We start from the raw sequence: 18318 nt of genomic DNA on the forward strand, positions 1-18318 counted from the left end.
GCCCCCTGCCCGATCCCGCCGCGCCCCGCCGCCTCGCCGGCAAGGACGTGCACCCCGTCGGCCTCGGATGCATGAACATCGTGCACGGCTACTCCGGATTCCTCGACGACGACGCCGCCGTCGACCTGCTCACCCGCGTGCTGGACGACGGCACCGACCACCTGGACACCGCCACCCTCTACGGCGGCGGCCGCAGTGAGGAGCTCGTGGGGCGCGCGCTCGCCCGGGCGGGGTCGGGCGTCCGCGAGCGCGTGCTGCTCGCCTCCAAGGGCGGGCTCGTGCGGGACGGGCAGCGGCGGATCGACGGCCGCCCGGAGACGCTGCGCGCGCACGTGGACGCCTCCCTGAGCCGGCTCGGCCAGGACCGGATCGACCTGTACTACCTGCACCGGCTGGACCCGGAGGTCCCCGTCGAGGAGTCCGTGGGGGCGCTCGCAGAGGCCGTCACGGAGGGCAAGATCGGGGCGATCGGCCTGTCCGAGGTCTCGGCCGTCACCCTGACCCGGGCCGTGGCCGTCCACCCGATCGCGGCCGTGCAGTCCGAGTACTCCCTCGCCACCCGCAACCCCGAGTGGGGCGTGCTCGAGGCGTGCCGCCGCCATGGGACCGCCTTCGTGGCCTTCTCCCCCGTCAGCCGCGGCCTGCTCACGGACGCGCCGCCGCGGCTGGGCGGGCTGGACGCGGGAGATCTGCGGCACCGGCTGCCCCGCTTCGCCGAGGGCCACTACGAGGCCAACCTGACGCTGCGCGAGGCGCTCTCGGCCGAGGCCGTCCGGCTCGGGACGAGCACGGCGGGGCTCGCCGTCGCCTGGGTCCTGGCCCAGGGCAAGGACGTCCTGGCGATCCCGGGCACCACCTCGTGGGAGCACTGGCTCGAGGACCGGGGCGCGCACGAGGTGCGGCTGACCCCGGCCGACGTCGCCCGGCTGGACGACCTCGTCAACGACGCGACCGTGGCGGGCCCGCGCTACAGCGAGAGCCAGCAGGCCAGCATCGACACCGAGGCGGCGCCGCCGCGCTGAGCCGAACGCGGGGCCCGGGGTGGCCCGCGTCTCATTTCGGCAACAGAGCGCACTCCCTGTCAGGATGGGCGTCAGGCACCGCGGCCTCCTCCGACCGCGGCGCGCCACGGCGGGGGCACCGCGGGGCGTCTCTACCCCGACGTCCGAGGAGGACACCATGAATGAGTCTCTGGAGACCCTGCGCGACGAAGTGTTCGCGCGCAACCCCGGCGAGGCCGAGTTCCACCAGGCGGTGTCCGAGGTGTTCGAGGCGCTGGGGCCGGTGGTGCAGCGCCACCCCCAGTACGTCGAGGCCGGGGTCATGCACCGCCTCTGCGAGCCGGAGCGCCAGATCATCTTCCGCGTCCCGTGGATCGACGACGCCGGCGTCGTGCAGGTCAACCGCGGGTTCCGCGTGGAGTTCAACTCGGCGCTCGGCCCGTACAAGGGCGGGCTGCGCTTCCACCCCTCCGTGTACCTCGGGATCGTCAAGTTCCTGGGCTTCGAGCAGATCTTCAAGAACTCGCTCACCGGCATGCCGATCGGCGGCGGCAAGGGCGGCTCGGACTTCGACCCCGCCGGCAAGTCCGACCGCGAGATCATGCGGTTCTGCCAGTCCTTCATGACGGAGCTGCATCGCCACATCGGTGAGCACACGGACGTGCCGGCCGGTGACATCGGCGTGGGCGCCCGCGAGATCGGCTACATGTTCGGCCAGTACAAGCGACTGACCAACCGCTTCGAGGCCGGCGCCCTCACCGGCAAGGGCCTGACGTGGGGCGGCTCGCTGGTCCGCACTGAGGCCACCGGCTACGGCGCCGTGATGTTCGTCGACTCCATGCTGCGCACGCGCGGCGAATCCATGGACGGTCAGCAGGTGCTGATCTCCGGCTCCGGCAACGTGGCCATCTACGCCGCGGAGAAGGCCGCCGCGCTCGGGGCCACCGTGCTCACCGCGTCCGACTCCTCGGGCTACATCGTGGACCCGGACGGCCTCGACCTGGACCTGCTCAAGCAGATCAAGGAGGTCGAGCGTGCCCGCATCTCCGAGTACGCCGAGCGCCGCGGCGGGCGGTCCCGCTACGTGACCGGCGGCAGCGTCTGGGACGTCGAGGGCACCGTGGCCCTGCCGTGTGCCACCCAGAACGAGCTCGACGAGTCCGCCGCGCGGACCCTGCTGAAGAACGGGGTGAAGGCCGTGGCCGAGGGCGCGAACATGCCCTGCACCGAGGCGGCCGCCCACCTGTTCGTCGACTCCGGGACGCTGTTCGGCCCGGGCAAGGCCGCCAACGCGGGCGGCGTGGCGACGTCGGCGCTGGAGATGCAGCAGAACGCCTCGCGGGACTCGTGGAGCTTCGACTACACCCACGACCGGCTCGAGCAGATCATGCGCGACATCCACGACCGCTGCGTGGAGACCGCCGAGGAGTACGGCACGCCCGGCAACTACGTGGCGGGGGCGAACATCGCCGGGTTCATCAAGGTCGCCGACGCGATGATCGCCCAGGGCGTGGTCTGAGGCCCGGCCCTGTCCCTTCCGTGATCCTCCGCCGCCCTGCGACATCACCGCCGTTCTGACGCGCGGTGATGTCGCAGGGCGGCGGTCGCTCAAGGGCGCCCGGCTCCTGCACAGGCCCCCCGACGTCGGGTGCCCTCCACCGCCGGCGCGGCCGACCCGTCGCGCCCCCGACGGGCCCACGAGACTGGGCCGCATGACCCTGCTCTCCGACCACTCGCGTGCGCTGCTCCCGGGACGCGGGCCCCTGCTCAGCGCGGCGGACCCTCACGACGGGGCGGCGCGGCGCCGTCTCGAACGCGCCTGGACCCGCGGGGTCCTCGTGCGGCTCTGCCCGCGCGTCTACATCAGCGTCAGCGACTGGGCCGCGCTGCGTCCGTGGGACAGGGCGGTCGTGTCCGCCGTCGCCCTCTCGATCGCCCGCCCCGCGACGGTGTTCACGGGCCTGACCGCGGCCCGGTTGCACGGTCTGGGGCCAGCCGTCGAGCCGCCCGTGCTCGAGCTGCGCGCCCCCTCGCCCGGGCATCACGGCGCCGGTCCGCTGACCCGCCGTCCCTTCGCCCCCTCCGTGGTGGCCCACGATCGCCGGCTTCCCGTCCCGCCGCGCCGCCGACCCCGGTGGGGGCTGCCGGAGGCGGCCCCCGCCGCGCCTCAGCCGGTCGAGGCCGTCCTGTCGGACGGGCAGAGCCTGGGAACCGTCCTGGCGGATCCGCTGCCCACGGTGCTGCTGGTGCTGGGGGCGGCCACCCCGTTCCGCGACGCCGTGGCCCCGCTGGACGCGCTCGTCCGAGCCCGGCCCGAGGAGGCCGCACGCTGGGCGAGGCAGGCGGAGAGCCGACTCAAATCCGCGGCCGCCCTCCGCCGATTCGAGCGGGCCTGGCACTTCGCGGACGCGCGGGCGGAATCCGCCGGCGAGTCCTACAGCCGGGCCAGCATCCACGAGCTCGGCTTCGTCCCGCCCACGGCGCTGCAGCATCGCCACCGGGATGCGAACGGACGCGAGGTGGCCCGCACGGACTTCTGGTGGGAGCAGGTGCGGGTGTACGGGGAGTTCGACGGGCTGGGCAAGTACGACCTGTCGTTCTTCGACGGTGACGACACGGCCCGCCGCGCCAGCATCCGCCGGGAGAAGGAACGGGAGGTGGCCCTGCAGCTGGTCACCCGGGCGGGCGCGCATTGGACGTGGGGAGACCTCCTGCGGCCGGACCGGCTGGCGCGGATCCTCACCGCCGCGGGCGTCCCCCGCTCGGTCTGATCCACGGCCGTCCCACGGGCCCGGTCCCGACCTCCGCGAGCCCGAGCGTTCGACCTCCGCTCTGCGACATCACAGCCGTGCTGCACGGCGGTGATGTCGCTGGGCGGCTGCCAGGCGGTCAGCAGCCCACCTCGGCCCACCTCAGCCGGCCAGGGCCGCCCGCTGCTCGGGGCTGATGCGCACGGGGCGGCCCGTCTGCCCGTCGACGAACACCATGACGGACGTCGCGGTGGCGCAGAGGGTGTCGTCGACGCCGTCGTGCAGGGCGTAGCCCACGTGCACCGAGGCGGCCTTCACGGCGTCCACGCTCACCACCACGCGCAGTGGCACGGGGCGGTAGGGCATCTGGGCCCGGTACTTCACGGTGTGCTCGGAGATGAACGTCCGCACACCGGGGGCCACCCCCTCGAGCAGGTCGATCGGCGGGGCCTGCCCGCCACCGGCGCCGGTGTTCGCGGGCACGCCGAAGGCCGCCACGCGGGCCTCCTCCAGCAGCTGCACCACGGCGATGTTGTTCACGTGGCCGTAGGCGTCCATGTCCGCCCAGCGCAGCGGGATGCGGACCTCGACGGAGCGCGAGGCGGTCATCGGGCGGCCTCCTCGTCCGCGGACCGGCCGTCGCGCTGCGCCGCGGCGTCGAGGGTCGCCGGCGCCTCGTCGTCGCCGAGGATGTCCTCGCGCCAGGCCTCGGGCTGCACGTCCACGAACTCGACGGGCAGGATGCCCAGGTCCTCGAGCTGATTGGACAGCGTGGCCCCGTCCGGGCCGTAGCACCACGGGATGCCCGGGGTGGAATGGCGGGTGTCCTCCGCCCGACCGCCCGCGAGCAGCGCCTGCGAGGGGGTCAGCTGCCGGATGACGATCGCCTTGACCCGGTCGGGGTGGCGCTGCGCGAACTCGGCGTAGATCTCGGGGTCGTGCTGGCCGTCGTCGCCCACCAGGATCCACTGGATGTCCGGGAACTGCTCGGCGAGGCGCTCGAGCTGGACCCTCTTGTGCTCCTGACCGGAACGGAACCAGCGGTCCCTCGTGGGCCCCCAGCTGGTCAGCAGCAGAGCGCCGAGCGGGTAGAGGTTGCGGCCCAGGAAGCGGGTGAGGGTCTGCGCCACGTTCCACGCGCCCGTGGACAGGTACAGCACGGGGGCCTTCGGCTCGAGCTCGGCGATCCGGCGCAGCAGCACGGCGATCCCCGGAGTGGGCGTGCGGGCGTGCTCGTCGATCACGAACGAGTTCCAGGCCGCCAGCAGGGGGCGGGGCAGCGAGGTGACCACCACGGTGTCGTCGATGTCCGAGACCAGGCCGATCCGCGCGCCCGGCTCGCAGATGTACAGGTCCATGACGGCGTGCTCCTCTTGGCCGCCGACGTGGAGGGTGGCGGTCTGCCAGCCGGGCTCCAGCTCGACGTCCAGCACGACGTCGACGACGCCCATCCGGTCCGTGCGCACCGTGGTGCGCAGGTCCCCCACCTGCACCTCCACCTCGGCGTAGGCCATGGGCGGGGCCACGAAGTTGCGCCAGCCGCGCACGCCGTCCGCCACCACCTTCGACAGCCGACGGCCGTTCATGAACTCCTCGTCGGAGGCGATCACCACACGGGAGAGGATCCGCACCCAGCTGGTGCTGCCGTAGCCCGTGAACGCCATGACCGTCGGCACGTTGCCGGCACGCAGCGCGCGGGCGCGGTGCCAACGGTTCCACCCCTCCTGCAGGTGCGTGGCGACGTTCTCCACGGGAGTGGGGTCACCGGAAGGGGCCAGGCGGCCGCGCCGGGGCGCGGGCGTGGGGGCGTCGGAGGCTGCGGGCATGCGCCCAGTATTCCGCACCGTGCGCTCTCAGCGGATCTCGGGGACCAGCGCGGTCAGGCGGTCCAGCATGCGGCCGACCTTGCCGTTCTCGATCGCGGCGGCCACGTGCCCGTCCGCGAACCGCTCGCCGCGCACCAGGTAGGTGAACAGCGTGCCGAGGTCGGCCAGGGACGCCTCGGCGATGCCGGCCTCGCTCACCCGGTCCACGTTCCGCAGGTAGTCGACGTCGATGCCCGCCAGCTCCTGCGCGGCCACGAGGCCGGGGAACACGCGGTCGTCGTAGTCCGGGTAGACGCCGCCGAGGGTGCCGGGCGCGGGGGCGCCGTAGGAGGCGATCGGCCGGGCCTCGGTGCCGTAGCCGGCGGCGAGCAGCTCGCGCAGCGCACGCACGGCGGCCACGCGCTGGGGCGTGGGGGTCTGCGGGCCGGTGAGGGTGGCGTCGTCGTCGGGGGTTCAGATGTGTATAAGAGACAGCCGCCGAGCTGCGCGCGATCGCCCTCGACGCCGCCCGCGCGGTCGTCGGCGACCTCGCCGCCGCCTTCCGCTCCCCCACCGCCATCGGGCCCGAGGCCAAGACCACGCACCACGACCTCGTCACCGTGCACGACCGACACACCGAGGCCCGGCTCGTCGCCGCGCTCACGACGGCGGTCCCCGGCTCCGGCGTGCTCGGCGAGGAGCTCGGGGCGCAGGCCGGCACCGGTGAGGCCGCCCGGCTGACCTGGATCGTCGACCCCATCGACGGCACCTCCAACTTCACACACGGCTTCGCGATGTTCTCGGTGTCCCTGGCCGCCGAGGTCGACGGCGAGGTGGTGGCCGGCGTCGTGCTGGACCCCGTGGGCCGGCTGGCGTTCTCCGCCGACGCGGACGGCGCCTACCTCACCCGCGGCGACGGGCCGGAGCGCCCGCTGGCCGAGGTCGGCCGGCCGGCGCCGGCCGGCGGCGAGCGCGCCCAGAACCTCGTGACCTCCTATCCGGCGGGCGAGGCGCTCGCGCGCGAGGGCGAGGACGCGCTGCGCCGCTTCGGGCGGCTCGTGACCGCCCACGCGACCGTGCGCCGCACCGTCTCCGGCGCCCTCGAGCTCGCCCACACGGCGGCGGGCTGGGCCGACGCCGCGCTGTACGTGGACACCAAGCCCTGGGACGTCGCGGCGGGGCAGCTGATCCTGCGCCGCGCCGGGGGCAGGTGGCTCACGCCGGACCCGGCCGCGCCGTCGTCGGGCCGGCTCGTCGACGACGGCCCGCGCGCCCACACGTGCCCGTTCGCGCTCGCCGTCGCCCCGGGCCGCGAGGCGCCGACGACGGCGGCGGTGCTGGGTGACATCGTCGCCTCGCGGGCGACCGACCATGTATAGAGTGGATGTGAGCCCGATCTCAGCGCCGCGCCCGACGGCGCCCGTCCCGGCATGCCAGGAGGCCCCGATGACCCAGCAGCACCATGACACCGACGACGCCCCGTCGATGCAGCGCCCCGATCCGGTCGCGGAGCCCGGGGACCACCTGATGTTCGAGCACCCGGACGGCGAGGCCGTCCTGGTGCTGGACGAGGACCAGGTCTGGCGACTGCTGGGCCGCGTGGGCCACGCGCGCCTCGGGCTGGCCGTGGACGGGCGGCCGGACATCGTGCCGGTGAACGTGCGGGCCCACGACGGCGCCATCTACTTCCGCACCGCGCCCGGCTCGAAGCTCGCCGAGCTCACGGTGAACCCGCGCGTCGTGGTGCAGGCCGACGGGATCCTGGCCGACCAGGCCTGGTCCGTGCTCGTGCACGGCACCGCGCGCCGCCTGGACACGGAGGCGGAGATCGCGGAGGCCGAGTCCCTCGGCATCGAACCGTGGGTGCCGACGCTCAAGGACTTCTACGTCCGCGTGGACGTCCAGCGCGTGTCCGGCCGCCACTTCGTGTTCGGCCCGCACCCCGAGCGCAACGAGTCCCAGACCGACTGAGCCGCCGGCAGGACGCGTGGGCTGAGCCGGACGGCTCAGCCCACGTCCGCCGGGCTCAGGGCTGCGCCGGGGGCTGGCCGCCCTCGCCGCCCGCCGGGGGCTGGCCACCGCCGGGCCCGCCCATCCCGCCCTGCTCCTGCTCAGTGGTGGTGTCGATCGGGACGTCGATGGTGATGGCGAAGCCCTTCTCCACGGAGCCCGTGATCTGCGGCAGCTGCGTCTCGTAGCCGTCCGAGAAGACGTTGTCCGTCTCGAGGCTGACGTCGGCGAAGTTCTCCGTGGACCCGTCGTAGGCCGAGGTGGCGTAGACCTGCGCGGACTGCTCCTCGGGCATGGCGATCTGGGAGGTGAGGACGTTGTTCGTCGCGTCCGTGATGGACGCCTTGTCGGGGAACACCTCGAAGTGCAGATGGGGCCACCGGCCGTCGTAGCAGCCGGGCCACACCGTGGTGAAGGTGACCGTGCCGTCGTCGCCCACCACCTGGACGCCGCGCAGGTAGGTCTCCTCCGTGATGCCGTCCGAGTACATCGAGTAGCGGCCCTGCGCGTCGGCGTGCCAGAGGTACACGGCGGCGCCGGTCATGGCGGCGTCGCCGTTGGCCATGTCGATCACGTTCATCGTCACCCTCAGCGGGACGCCCTCGGCGGCGGTGCCCGTGTCGATGCTCGTGGTCAGGTCGGAACGTTCGATGCCGGACGCGTCGAGCACGTCCGGGCCGTTGGAGCCGCCGCCCGGGTACGGGCGTGCGTTCTCGGTGACCATCTCGGTCAGGGTGGCGGACGGCGAGGCGCTCGCCGCCGACGAGGAGGAGGCCGCGGGTGACGAGGAGCCGGCGCTCGCCGACGTCGAGCCGGAGGAGGACGAGGCGCCCTCCTGGACACCGCACGCGGCGAGGACGAGGGCTCCCGCCCCCGCGCCGAAGATGCCCAGCGCGTTGCGGCGGGAGACGAGCGTGCCGACGTCGAAGGCGGCGCCCTGGTCCTCGACGTCCTCGGCCGGGCGGTGGAAGGCCCGGCCCTCGAAGGTGGGCGTGACGGCGGGGGCCTCGCCTCCCTCGGAGACCTGGGGGAAGGGACGGCGGGAGCGGATCGAGAGCCAGGGGCCATGGAGTTCCTCTCGTGGGGCGCCCGCCGGGTGGCGGACCGCGTCGAGAGGCCAGCATGGCAACGGATGCCGGACGTTTTCGTGAGATCGGCGGGATGGTTCCAGGACATCTCCTGGGCGGTTTCTGACACGGGCGGGACCGCCGGCGCCTCGGTCGACGCCTCAACTACCTGCCGGTCCAGCTCCGTTGCTGAAACATGCACCTGGAAAGGTGGCGCACACTCTCAGGGTCGAGTCAGCGATTCCGGCGCCGGGCCGCCTCAGACCTCCGGGGCCTCCCCCAGGTGGCTCGGCGCCCACATCGCCAGGCGGGTCTGCACCACGACGACGTTCGGCCCGTCCGCCTGGAACGAGCGCTCGAGCGCGCCGCGCACGTCCCCCACTCCCACCGTCTCGGCGGGCACGCCGAAGGAGGCGGCGAGGGCCTGGAAGTCCGGCCGGTCGAGCTCGGTGGCCGTGGCCTTGCCGAACGCGCCCTCCATGTACTCGCGCAGGATGCCGTACCCGCCGTCGTCGATGATCAGCCACGTCACCGCCGCGCCGTGCTGCCTGGCGGCCGCGAGCTCGGCGATGGAGTACATCGCCGAGCCGTCGCCGGCGACGGCGAGCACGCGCCCGTCGATCCCGGTGCGTCCCTGGTGGGCCAGGCCCACCGCGCCGCCGAACGCGGCCGGGAACCCGTAGCCGAGCCCCCCGGCGCCCTGCGCCGAGTGGAACTCGCCGTCCTGCGCGTCCCAGCAGTTCCACGCCCAGTAGGCGGCGATGGTCATGTCCCAGTACGTCTGCATGGTCGACGGGACGGCGGCGCGGATGTCCGCCAGGAGCCGGCGCTCCACGCCGAGGTCCTGGGCGTCGAGCCGGGCGGTGATGCGCGCGTTGACGTCGGCGACCACCTCGGCCGGGGTGCGGCCGTGCCAGACGGCGGCGTCCTGCGCCACCGAGCCCGACTCGCGCAGCGCCGCGGCGAGGGCGTCGAGCGCCTGGCCGGCGTCGGCGCGCACACCCAGCGTGGGGTGGTTGGTCTCCAGCACGCGCGGCTCCGCGTCCACCTGGATGAGGCGGCCGCGCGGCTCGAGCGTGAAGTAGTTCGAGGTGACCTCGCCGAGCGAGGAGCCCACCACGAGCAGCACCTCCGCGTCCTCGAGCAGGTCCGTGACGAGGCGGTCCTCCACCCAGCCGCCGAGGCTGAGCGGGTGCTCCCACGGGAAGGCGGTGTTGCCGCCCGGCGAGCAGACCACGGGCGCCTGGAGCAGCTCCGCGACCTCCTGCAGGCTCTCCATCGCGGCCCGGCCGGAGCGGCGCACACCGCCGCCGGCCACGATCGCCACCCGCCCGGCCCCGCGCAGCCAGCGCACGGACTCGGCCACGAGCTCGGCGCGCGGCGGGTGGTCGTAGGGCACGGCCAGGGCGTCCTCGACCGGGGGCACCATGACCTCGCCGAGCAGCACGTCCTGCGGGATCTCGACCCACACCGGCCCCTGCGGCACGGTGATGGCCTCGGCCCACGCGTCCTGGATGGCGGAGGGGATGCCCGAGGCGTGGTGGACCGTGAACTGGGCCTTGGTGACGTTGCGGGCCGAGGCCTTCTGGTCGTCCAGCTGGTGCAGCATGCCCTTGCGCCGGGCACCGAGCCCGGACAGCGGGATCTGCGAGGCGATCACGAGCATCGGCACACCGGTCGCGTAGGCCTCCTGCAGGCCGGCCAGCGAGGTGAGGGCGCCCGGGCCGGTGGACAGGAACAGGACGCCGACCTCGCCGGTGGCCCGGGCGTACCCGTCCGCGGCGAAGGCGGCGTTGTTCTCCACGCGGTTCGAGACGAACTCCAGCGGGGAGCGGGACAGGGCGTCGAAGAGGCCGAGGGCGTGCTGGCCCGGGATGCCGAAGACCGTCCGTGCACCCAGGGCGTGGAGCGTCTCGACGGCGAGGTCGCCGCCGTTGCGCCGCGGGGCCGCCGCCGTCGTCGTCTGCTCGTCCGTCATCGGCCCGGCTCCTCACCGGCGGCCGCGCGGGTGGCGCGGCGGTCGGCCATCAGGGAGATGAGGTCGTACGCCACGTGGGAGGCGGCGACGCCGGTCAGCTCGGCGTGGTCGTAGGCCGGGGCCACCTCCACCAGGTCCGCGCCCACGATGTCCAGCCCGCGCAGGCCGCGGAGGATCTCGAGCAGCTCGCGGCTCGTGATGCCGCCGGCCTCGGGGGTGCCGGTGCCCGGCGCGTGCGCGGGGTCGAGGACGTCGATGTCCACCGAGATGTAGAGCGGCCGACCCCCGATGCGCTCGCGCAGCTGGTCCACGATCTCGTCCACGCCCTGACGGAACACGTCCGAGGAGGTGACGATGCCGAAGCCCATGCGGTGGTCGTCGTCGAGGTCCTTCTTGCCGTAGAGCGGACCGCGCGTGCCCACATGCGAGATGGCCTCGGTGTCCAGGATCCCCTCCTCCACGGCGCGGCGGAACGGCGTGCCGTGGGTGTACTCGGCCCCGAAGTAGGTGTCCCACGTGTCCAGGTGGGCGTCGAAGTGCAGCAGGGCAACGGGCTCGCCCGCCCGGGCGGAGGCGGCGCGCAACAGCGGCAGCGCGATGGTGTGGTCGCCGCCGATGGTCATGAGCGAGGAGCCGTCCTCGGTGAGGTCCATCGCGTCCTGCTGGATCGTCTCGATGGCCTCGCCGATGGCGAACGGGTTCACCGCCATGTCCCCGGCGTCCACCACCTGGGCCTGCGCGAAGGGCGAGGTGTCCGTGGCGGGGTTGTACGGGCGCAGCAGCCGCGAGGACTGCCGGACGTGGCCGGACCCGAAGCGTGCACCGGGGCGGTAGGAGACGCCGGCGTCGAACGGGACACCGACCACCTTGATCTCCGGGGCGACGCCGGCCGCGGCCGCCTCGTCCAGGCGCGGCAGCAGCGCGTAGGTGGGGGCGCCGCCGTAGCGGGGCACGAGGGCGGAGTTCACGGGGCCGAGGCGGCCGTTGTCCTCGACGCGGGGGATCTCGAGCATTTGGATGTCCTCTCTGGGCGGTTCGGTTCGGTTCGGTCTGGTCGGTCTGGTCTGTCCGGTGCGGGCGTGCCGCACGGGGTCACGCGTGGCCCACGAGGGTCCACAGCACGACGGCGGGGCGGTCGTCCGGATTGGCCCACGAGTGAGGCTCGCGGCCGGGGAAGGTGACGGTGTCCCCCTCCTCCAACAGGTGCACGGCCTCGGTGGTCCGCAGCTCGAGGCGGCCGGTGACCACGTGCACCGCCTCCACGCGGCAGTCCACGGTGTACAGCTCCGCCTCCCCGCGGCCGCGCGGTGCGATGTCCGCGCGCAGGATCTGCAGGTCGCGACTGCCGCGCGGGGTGATCAGGCGCTCGCGGATGCCCTCGCCGCCGAGGCTGACCGCGGGGGCGTCGGCGAGGCGCACGACCGTCACCTCGGGCGCGTCCAGGACGTCGCCCGGGCTCGCGCCGAGCACCTGGCACAGGGTCACGAGCGTGCTCACGGACGGGCTCGTCAGGTCCCGCTCGAGGCGGGAGAGGAATCCCTTGCTGACGCCGGCCGCCTCGGCGAGCTGGGCCACGGTGAGCCGCCGCGCCTCGCGCAGCGCGCGCAGCCGGCGGCCGATCAGCGCCTGGCCCGGCGCGGTCTCGAGCGGGAGGGCCTTCATCGCGTTCCTCCCGACGTCGGCCAGGCGAGGACGCGGGCCGGGGCGCCGTCGCCGCCGGCCAGGGGCAGCGGATGCACCTCGAGCCGGAGGCGGGCGGACCAGTCGGCGCGCGGCGCCGCCCCTGCGGGGCGGAGCGCGTCCAGCCCCACGAGGTTCTCGACGATGATCCCGTCGCCGCCGAGGAAGGCCGCGTGGGCAGGAAGGTCGGGCTCACCGGCTAGCCCGGTGGGATCGGGACTGAGCATGTCCACCCCCAAGAGACGGATGCCACGATCCCACAGCATGGCCGCGGCCTCGCCTGTGAGGAAGGGATGACGCGCGCGGAGGAGGTCGTCGCGCCAGTGTCGATCCCAGCCCGTGGCCATCAGGAGTCGGGCGGGCGTCTGCGCATCCGTGCCGGGCAGGAGGGGGGCCAGGCGCGCGGCGGAGATCGACTCCCCGGGGGCGAGCCCGGCCAGACCGAGGACGAGGGCGTCCCCGCACAGCTCGTCCCAGGTCAGCCCCTCGACGGTGCGGCCGCCCGGCACGGTGTGGCACGGGGCGTCCACGTGGGTGCCGGCATGCGAGCCGATCTTGAGGGCCGTGACCGCGACCCCGTCCTGGGCGACGGTGAGGGCGGGGCGGATACGCACACCTGGATCGCCCGGGTACACGGGCATGCGGTCCTCCAGGGGGCGCGAGAGGAGCAGGGGGGCAACGGAGTCAGGCGCCACGGCGTCCCTCGATCGACGCGCCGGCCTCGGGGCGGGCTTCCGGCCGGTGACGCGGCCAGGCGAGCAGGGCGTAGAGCAGGGCGCTCAGGAGGAACACCGGGACGGTGGCACCGACGGGACTGGGCCACACGTCTGTGAGCAGCCACGACGTCGCGGCGCCGACGGCCCACACGGCGACTGCTCGTCCGTGCACACCCCCGCGGAACCAGGCGCGCGGGCCACGGGCCACGAGCACGTCCAGGGTGGTGCGGCGGCCCTGGAGCACGTAGTCCACGAGGATCACGGCGAACACCGGCACGAAGAAGGCGCCGATCAGCGCAAGGAAATCTGTGAAGCGGGTGAGCAGGTCGAACCACATCGCACCGATGACGCTCACCGCGCCGAGCACCAGGGCGACGGGCACGAACGGAAGGGGCCGGCTCAGCGAGGCGTGGGTGACCGACGTCGCCATCCCGTAGACCACCATCGTGTTCGTGGCCATGACCGAGAGGAACATCACCACGGCCAGCGGCCACCCGAAGGCCGCGACGAGGGTCGCCGGGTCGAAGGGGGTGGCCGCGGCGTCGCCCCGGAGCACATGAGCGAAGGCCGTGAGGCCCAGGCTCATCGCGATGACGGTGGACAGGGTGTAGCCGATGCCGGAGCCCAGCGCGGCCGCGCGCGGGGTGCTCGCGTTCCGGGTGATGTCGGCGGAGAGGACGGTCCACGAGATGGCCGTGGCGAAGACGAGATCGAAGGCGAGGGCGGGAGTCAGCCCGACGGCGGGGTCCACCGGGATCGACGCCAGCTCGGCCGGGCCGTGGGCACGGAAGGCGGTGACGAAGATCCCGGCCATCACGGCGAGCATCACGAGGGCGAGCCAGGGTTCGATCCGCGCGATGCCCTCGTGCCCGAGGATCGCCAGGGCCACGACGACGAGCTGGCACAGGACCGCGAAGAGCAGCGGCGAGGAGAATCCGGTGGCCGCGGACACCAGGGCGTCCACCGCGAGGCCGGCCAGCATGGCCTGCACCCAGGACCACCCCATCAGGACCACCACGTTGAACGTCACCGGCAACAGAGATCCGCGGTGGCCGAAGGCCGCACGGGTCAGCGCCATGGTGGGCAGACCGGTGCGGGCGCCGATGACCCCGACCCCCACCAGGACAAGGGCGCCGAGGACGGTGCCGAGCACGATGCTGGTCAAGGCGGTGGCATAGGAGACCCCGGGCTGGAAGAGGGTCCCCGTCAGAAGCGTGGTGACCACGAGGTTGGCGGCCAGCCAGATCAGGAGCATGCGGAGCGTGCTCACGGTGCCGCGGGGCGGTGTCTGGACGACATGCTCGGACACACGCGCTCCTCTCGTTCGGCCCGGAGCCTGCGCCCCGTCACCCTGGACGACATGTTGTCTGATAAGCAACATGTGTTTACCGTAGACCCGGATCGTGTGATCGGCAACACGCCGATCACTCCTGTCCCGCCGCGGCGCCCCCACATCCGGCGCCCCGGATCCCCTCGCCCCAAGGACCGCCCGTGACCCTCGACCTGACCATCGTCGCCGTCTACCTGGTCGGCATGCTCGCCTTCGGCTGGTGGGGCAAGGCCCGCGCCGCCAGCTCGGAGGACTACCTCGTGGCGGGCCGCCGTCTCGGGCCGGTGCTGTTCACCGGCACCATGGCCGCCGTCGTGCTCGGCGGCGCCGCCACCGTGGGCGGCGTCGGCCTGGGGTACGAGTTCGGGCTCTCCGGCGCGTGGCTCGTGGCCGCCATCGGCGTCGGCGTGCTCATCCTGTCGGTGGCGTTCGCCCCGATCCTGGCCCGCCTGAAGATCTACACCGTCTCGCAGATGCTGCGCCTGCGGTACGGCCGCGGCGGGGCCTCGCACGCCTCCTCCTTCGTGATGCTCGCCTACACGCTCATGCTCGCCGCCACCTCCACGGGCGCCTACGCGTCGATCTTCGTGGTGCTCTTCGGCTGGGACCGCTGGCTGTCCGTCCTGGTGGGCGGCGGCATCGTGCTGGCCTACTCCGTGCTCGGCGGCATGTGGTCCATCACCCTGGCGGACATGGCCCAGTTCCTCATCATGACCATCGGCCTGTTCGCCCTCATGCTCCCCCTCTCCCTGGCCAACGCCGGCGGCTGGAGCGCCATGCAGGAGCGCCTGGGCGCCGAGTTCTTCAGCTGGGACGGGATCGGCGTGCAGTCGATCGTCACCTACTTCGTGATCTACACCCTCGGCCTGCTGATCGGCCAGGACGTCTGGCAGCGCGTGTTCACGGCCCGCTCCCCGCGCGTGGCCCAGATCGGCGGTGCCACCGCGGGGCTGTACTGCATCGGGTACGGCGTCGCCGGCGCCGTGATCGGCATGGCCGCCCGCACGGTCACCGCGGACATCGCCGCCACGGACGACGTGTTCGCGTGGGTCGCCCAGAACCTGCTGCCCGTCGGCGTGGGCGGCGTGGCCCTGGCGGCCGCCGTCGCGGCCATGATGTCCACCGCCTCGGGGGCGATCATCGCGGCCTCGACCGTGATGCGCACCGACATCCTCCCGATCCTCCGCGGCGAGGCCGCCGCGTCCGAGGACGGCGCCACCGCCGAGGACCAGGCTCCGGAGACCGCGGCGGAGCTCGCCTCGAACCGCGGCTGGGTGCTGCTGCTCGGCGCCGTCGTGCTGGGGCTGGCGATCGTCGTCCCGGACGTGGTGGCGGCCCTGACCATCGCGTACGACATCCTCGTGGGCGGCCTGTTCGTCGCGATCGTCGGCGGCCTCGTGTGGAAGCGCGGCACCGGCACGGCGGCCCTGTGGTCCATGGTGGCCGGGACGGTGGGCACCCTCGGCACCATGGGCTGGCTCGAGCTGAACGCGGCCGAGCCCTTCGAGGGTGTTTTCGCGAACGAGCCGATCTACGTCGGTCTGGCCGCCTCCGCCGTCGTGTACGTCCTCCTCAGCCTGATGACCCGGCCCACCGACCCCGCGGTCCTCGAGGCCTGGCGGGTGCGCTCCCGCCACGGCGTCGACCCCGCGGTCCGAGCGCAGGTCTGACCCACGCTCCCGGGGCCTGTGATCCTCCGACGCCCACACGATGGCCGAGGCCACGTGGTGCGGCGGGCGGCGGCGGGCGACCCTTCCCGCGGGCTCCCCCCGGCCCCTAGTGTCTCCGTACAGCCTGAGACCGGGACTCCCCCTCGGGTTCGCCCCGTCTCTCGCCCCACCTGGGGCCTCGCTGGAGACAGAAAGGCAACGGTTCCCATGACCACCAAGAATCGCGCCGTGGCATTCCACGGCATCAAGGACGTGCGCGTCGACGAGCTGGACTTCCCCAAGCTGGAGATGCCCGACGGCTCCGCCGCCCCGCACGGCGTCATCCTCAAGATCGTCGCGACCAACATCTGCGGCAGCGACCTGCACATCTACCGCGGGTCCTTCCCCGCGCCCGAGGGCATGGTGCTGGGTCACGAGATGACCGGCCAGGTGCTGGAGATCGGCAGCGACGTCCAGTTCCTGAAGGAGGGTGACCTCGTCTCCGTGCCGTTCAACGTGGCCTGCGGCCGCTGCCGCAACTGCCGCGCCGGCCGGACCGAGATCTGTGAGACCGCCAACCCGGAGCAGGCCTGCGCCGCCTACGGCTTCAATCTGGGCGGCTTCCAGGGCGGGCAGGCCGAGTACCTGTTCGTGCCGTACGCGGACTTCCAGCTGCTGCGCTTCCCGGACCAGGAGCAGGCGATGGAGAAGATCCTGGATCTGACCGTGCTCTCGGACATCCTCCCGACGGCGTTCCACGGCCTCATGGAGGCCGGCGCCAAGCCCGGCTCCACCGTCTACATCGCCGGTGCCGGCCCCGTGGGCCGGTGCGCCGCGGCCGCCGCTCGGCTGCTGGGCGCCTCGTGCATCATCGTGGGCGACCAGGACGCCTCGCGGCTGGAACTGGTGCGCAAGCACGGCTGCGAGACCATCGACCTCTCCGCCACGGAGAACCTGCAGGACGCCGTGAACGACATCCTCGGCGAGCCGATGGTGGACTGCGCGGTGGACTGCGTCGGCTCCGAGGCCCACGGCCTGGGCTCCGCGTCCGATGAGATGCAGCCGATCGCCGCCGTGAACCAGGTCCTGGACATCACCCGTCCGGGCGGCGCCACGGGCATCATCGGCATCTACGGGCCGAACCCGATCGCGGAGACGAAGGCCGAGCAGGAGGGCACCTTCCCGGTGGACTTCGGCAAGGCCTGGATCAAGTCGCCCCACATCATCGGCGGCCAGGCGCCCATCATGCGCTACAACCGCCAGCTGATGATGTCGATCCTGTGGGACCGGATGCCGTACCTGACGGAGATGGTCAACCCGCGCGTGATCACCCTGGACGAGGCACCCCAGGCCTATGCGGAGTTCGACCAGGGGTCCCTGGAGAAGTTCGTCATCGACCCCCACGGCATGATCGCCCGCTGAGCGGTCCGCCCCCGGAGGCACGACGGCGCCCCTCACCTGCCCGCGCAGGTGAGGGGCGCCGTCGTCGTCCGCGGATCATGCCGCGTGCAGCAGCGTGGCGGTGATCCCGAGGCCCGCCAAGCCCACCACCAGCGCGACCATGCAGGACACCGACGCCAGGGCCGGCCGGGCCTGCTCCCGCGCGATTCCGTCCGCGTGCGCCACGTAGCGCCGGCGCTGCGTGGCCAGCACCGCCGCCCCGCCGACGGCCGCCACCACCGCAGGCCCGAACGCCCACGCGCCGACGGCCGGCCACCACCTCAGGAACGTGAGGCTGAGGACGCCCAGCGCCAGGACCGTGCGGCCCCAGCTCATCACGGTGCGCTCGGGCTGCAGCCCCGGGTCGTGATGCAGACGCATCGCCTCAGCCCCGCGGCAGGACGACGGCGGCCAGCAGCACCACGACGGCCAGCACGACGCCCCCCGCGAGGACCGGGACGATCAGCGGCAGCGGCAGCGGACGGCCGCGGCGCATCGCCCGCTCCACCCGGAGCCAGCGCGCGCCCGCGCCCAGGGCGAGCAGCGCCGCCAGGACGAGCAGCACCGTGCTCAGCACCACCCGGACCGGCGGCGCGAAGAGGGCGCCGGTGAACGCCTCCACCGCGACCCCGCCGGCCAGCAGCGCCAGCGCCGTCCGGACCCAGGCCAGGAACGTGCGCTCGTTGGCGAGCGTGAACCGGGGGTCCGGCTCCTCCCCGCCCGCCAGGAGGCGGTGCTGCCAGGCCGGCCGGCCGCCGTCGTGGGCGGCGGTCTCGGGGCCGTCGGGGGTCTCTGCTGCGTCCATGCGGCCATGGTAGCGACGGCGTAGACTGGCCGGTCGGGCGCGCCCGGCCGCGACGGCGCCGCCCGTCCCCGCCCGCCCATCCGATGG

18 protein-coding genes are annotated in these 18318 nt (G+C 73.5%); 7 read left to right on the top strand and 11 right to left on the bottom strand.

Features of this window, described 5'->3' with window-relative positions:
- The 3 genes from J1M40_RS02370 to J1M40_RS12850 all read left to right on the top strand — a co-directional run.
- On the top strand, positions 1-1022 hold a 1022-nt coding region (locus tag J1M40_RS02370), incomplete at its 5' end, for an aldo/keto reductase (protein ID WP_241251983.1).
- 157 nt (positions 1023-1179) lie between these two features.
- Complete coding sequence (gdhA, locus tag J1M40_RS02375) at positions 1180-2520, top strand: NADP-specific glutamate dehydrogenase (protein WP_020621604.1); 1341 nt, start codon at positions 1180-1182, stop codon at positions 2518-2520.
- Between the two features lie 193 nt (positions 2521-2713).
- Positions 2714-3772: a hypothetical protein gene (locus J1M40_RS12850; RefSeq protein ID WP_020621603.1), complete on the top strand. Its 1059-nt coding sequence runs from the start codon at positions 2714-2716 to the stop codon at positions 3770-3772.
- Positions 3773-3913: 141 nt separating this feature from the next.
- Here the strand turns inward: J1M40_RS12850 and J1M40_RS02385 are convergent, their stop codons facing one another.
- From J1M40_RS02385 to J1M40_RS02395, 3 genes are read right to left on the bottom strand one after another with little or no spacing between them, the layout of a single operon-like run.
- A complete protein-coding gene (locus tag J1M40_RS02385; RefSeq protein ID WP_002853740.1) occupies positions 3914-4360 on the bottom strand; it encodes a thioesterase family protein in 447 nt (148 codons plus the stop codon).
- Positions 4357-5577 (bottom strand): App1 family protein, encoded by a 1221-nt coding sequence (locus tag J1M40_RS02390; protein ID WP_043275839.1) that lies wholly within the window; start codon positions 5575-5577, stop codon positions 4357-4359. Before J1M40_RS02390 ends, J1M40_RS02385 begins: the two co-directional genes overlap by 4 nt.
- Positions 5578-5604: 27 nt before the next feature.
- The gene (locus tag J1M40_RS02395) at positions 5605-5976 is read right to left on the bottom strand and encodes a DUF6508 domain-containing protein (RefSeq protein WP_255502829.1); all 372 of its coding nucleotides are present in this window, start codon (positions 5974-5976) and stop codon (positions 5605-5607) included.
- Between the two features lie 83 nt (positions 5977-6059).
- On the opposite strand from J1M40_RS02395, the gene J1M40_RS02400 reads away from it, so the two are divergent.
- Together J1M40_RS02400 and J1M40_RS02405 are read left to right on the top strand one after the other, a co-directional pair.
- Positions 6060-6935 (top strand): inositol monophosphatase, encoded by an 876-nt coding sequence (locus J1M40_RS02400; RefSeq protein ID WP_060974014.1) that lies wholly within the window; start codon positions 6060-6062, stop codon positions 6933-6935.
- Between the two features lie 67 nt (positions 6936-7002).
- Entirely contained in the window at positions 7003-7527 is a 525-nt protein-coding gene (locus J1M40_RS02405) for a pyridoxamine 5'-phosphate oxidase family protein (RefSeq protein ID WP_020621599.1), read from the top strand.
- A 55-nt stretch (positions 7528-7582) separates the two neighbouring features.
- Here the strand turns inward: J1M40_RS02405 and J1M40_RS02410 are convergent, their stop codons facing one another.
- From J1M40_RS02410 to J1M40_RS02435, 6 genes are all read right to left on the bottom strand, one after another.
- On the bottom strand, positions 7583-8617 hold the full coding sequence (locus J1M40_RS02410; RefSeq protein WP_044659026.1) for a 3,4-dioxygenase subunit beta: 1035 nt from the start codon (positions 8615-8617) through the stop codon (positions 7583-7585).
- Positions 8618-8892: 275 nt separating this feature from the next.
- Complete coding sequence (locus J1M40_RS02415) at positions 8893-10611, bottom strand: thiamine pyrophosphate-binding protein (protein ID WP_020626404.1); 1719 nt, start codon at positions 10609-10611, stop codon at positions 8893-8895.
- Complete coding sequence (speB, locus tag J1M40_RS02420) at positions 10608-11624, bottom strand: agmatinase (RefSeq protein ID WP_206450416.1); 1017 nt, start codon at positions 11622-11624, stop codon at positions 10608-10610. The genes J1M40_RS02415 and speB overlap by 4 nt, the downstream gene beginning before the upstream one ends.
- A gap of 79 nt (positions 11625-11703) precedes the next feature.
- Entirely contained in the window at positions 11704-12273 is a 570-nt protein-coding gene (locus J1M40_RS02425; RefSeq protein WP_036339896.1) for an XRE family transcriptional regulator, read from the bottom strand.
- A complete protein-coding gene (locus J1M40_RS02430; protein ID WP_342356875.1) occupies positions 12270-12986 on the bottom strand; it encodes a cyclase family protein in 717 nt (238 codons plus the stop codon). Before J1M40_RS02430 ends, J1M40_RS02425 begins: the two co-directional genes overlap by 4 nt.
- Positions 12976-14316, bottom strand: coding sequence for a cytosine permease (locus J1M40_RS02435; protein WP_206450417.1), 1341 nt, complete (start codon positions 14314-14316; stop codon positions 12976-12978). The genes J1M40_RS02430 and J1M40_RS02435 overlap by 11 nt, the downstream gene beginning before the upstream one ends.
- Positions 14317-14498: 182 nt before the next feature.
- On the opposite strand from J1M40_RS02435, the gene J1M40_RS02440 reads away from it, so the two are divergent.
- Both J1M40_RS02440 and J1M40_RS02445 read left to right on the top strand, forming a co-directional pair.
- Positions 14499-16007: a sodium:solute symporter gene (locus J1M40_RS02440; protein ID WP_206450418.1), complete on the top strand. Its 1509-nt coding sequence runs from the start codon at positions 14499-14501 to the stop codon at positions 16005-16007.
- A gap of 207 nt (positions 16008-16214) precedes the next feature.
- A complete protein-coding gene (locus tag J1M40_RS02445) occupies positions 16215-17408 on the top strand; it encodes an alcohol dehydrogenase catalytic domain-containing protein (RefSeq protein WP_145950424.1) in 1194 nt (397 codons plus the stop codon).
- 75 nt (positions 17409-17483) lie between these two features.
- Here J1M40_RS02445 and J1M40_RS02450 read toward each other — a convergent pair whose 3' ends face one another.
- Positions 17484-17807 carry a DUF202 domain-containing protein gene (locus J1M40_RS02450; RefSeq protein WP_206450419.1) on the bottom strand — a complete coding sequence of 108 codons (324 nt, stop codon included), beginning with the start codon at positions 17805-17807 and terminating at the stop codon, positions 17484-17486.
- A gap of 4 nt (positions 17808-17811) precedes the next feature.
- Positions 17812-18231 carry a YidH family protein gene (locus tag J1M40_RS02455; RefSeq protein ID WP_041103054.1) on the bottom strand — a complete coding sequence of 140 codons (420 nt, stop codon included), beginning with the start codon at positions 18229-18231 and terminating at the stop codon, positions 17812-17814.
- Positions 18232-18318: the final 87 nt, after the last annotated feature.

The organism is Micrococcus sp. KRD026 (assembly GCF_017168445.1).
Lineage (GTDB): Bacteria > Actinomycetota > Actinomycetes > Actinomycetales > Micrococcaceae > Micrococcus > Micrococcus luteus.

Coding starts and splice junctions, on each gene's coding strand:
- gdhA (WP_020621604.1), top strand. CDS start 1,180: ATGAATGAGTCTCTGGAGACCCTGCGCGACGAAGTGTTCGCGCGCAAC.
- J1M40_RS12850 (WP_020621603.1), top strand. CDS start 2,714: ATGACCCTGCTCTCCGACCACTCGCGTGCGCTGCTCCCGGGACGCGGG.
- J1M40_RS02385 (WP_002853740.1), bottom strand. CDS start 4,360: ATGACCGCCTCGCGCTCCGTCGAGGTCCGCATCCCGCTGCGCTGGGCG.
- J1M40_RS02390 (WP_043275839.1), bottom strand. CDS start 5,577: ATGCCCGCAGCCTCCGACGCCCCCACGCCCGCGCCCCGGCGCGGCCGC.
- J1M40_RS02405 (WP_020621599.1), top strand. CDS start 7,003: ATGACCCAGCAGCACCATGACACCGACGACGCCCCGTCGATGCAGCGC.
- J1M40_RS02415 (WP_020626404.1), bottom strand. CDS start 10,611: ATGACGGACGAGCAGACGACGACGGCGGCGGCCCCGCGGCGCAACGGC.
- speB (WP_206450416.1), bottom strand. CDS start 11,624: ATGCTCGAGATCCCCCGCGTCGAGGACAACGGCCGCCTCGGCCCCGTG.
- J1M40_RS02425 (WP_036339896.1), bottom strand. CDS start 12,273: ATGAAGGCCCTCCCGCTCGAGACCGCGCCGGGCCAGGCGCTGATCGGC.
- J1M40_RS02445 (WP_145950424.1), top strand. CDS start 16,215: ATGACCACCAAGAATCGCGCCGTGGCATTCCACGGCATCAAGGACGTG.
- J1M40_RS02450 (WP_206450419.1), bottom strand. CDS start 17,807: ATGCGTCTGCATCACGACCCGGGGCTGCAGCCCGAGCGCACCGTGATG.
- J1M40_RS02455 (WP_041103054.1), bottom strand. CDS start 18,231: ATGGACGCAGCAGAGACCCCCGACGGCCCCGAGACCGCCGCCCACGAC.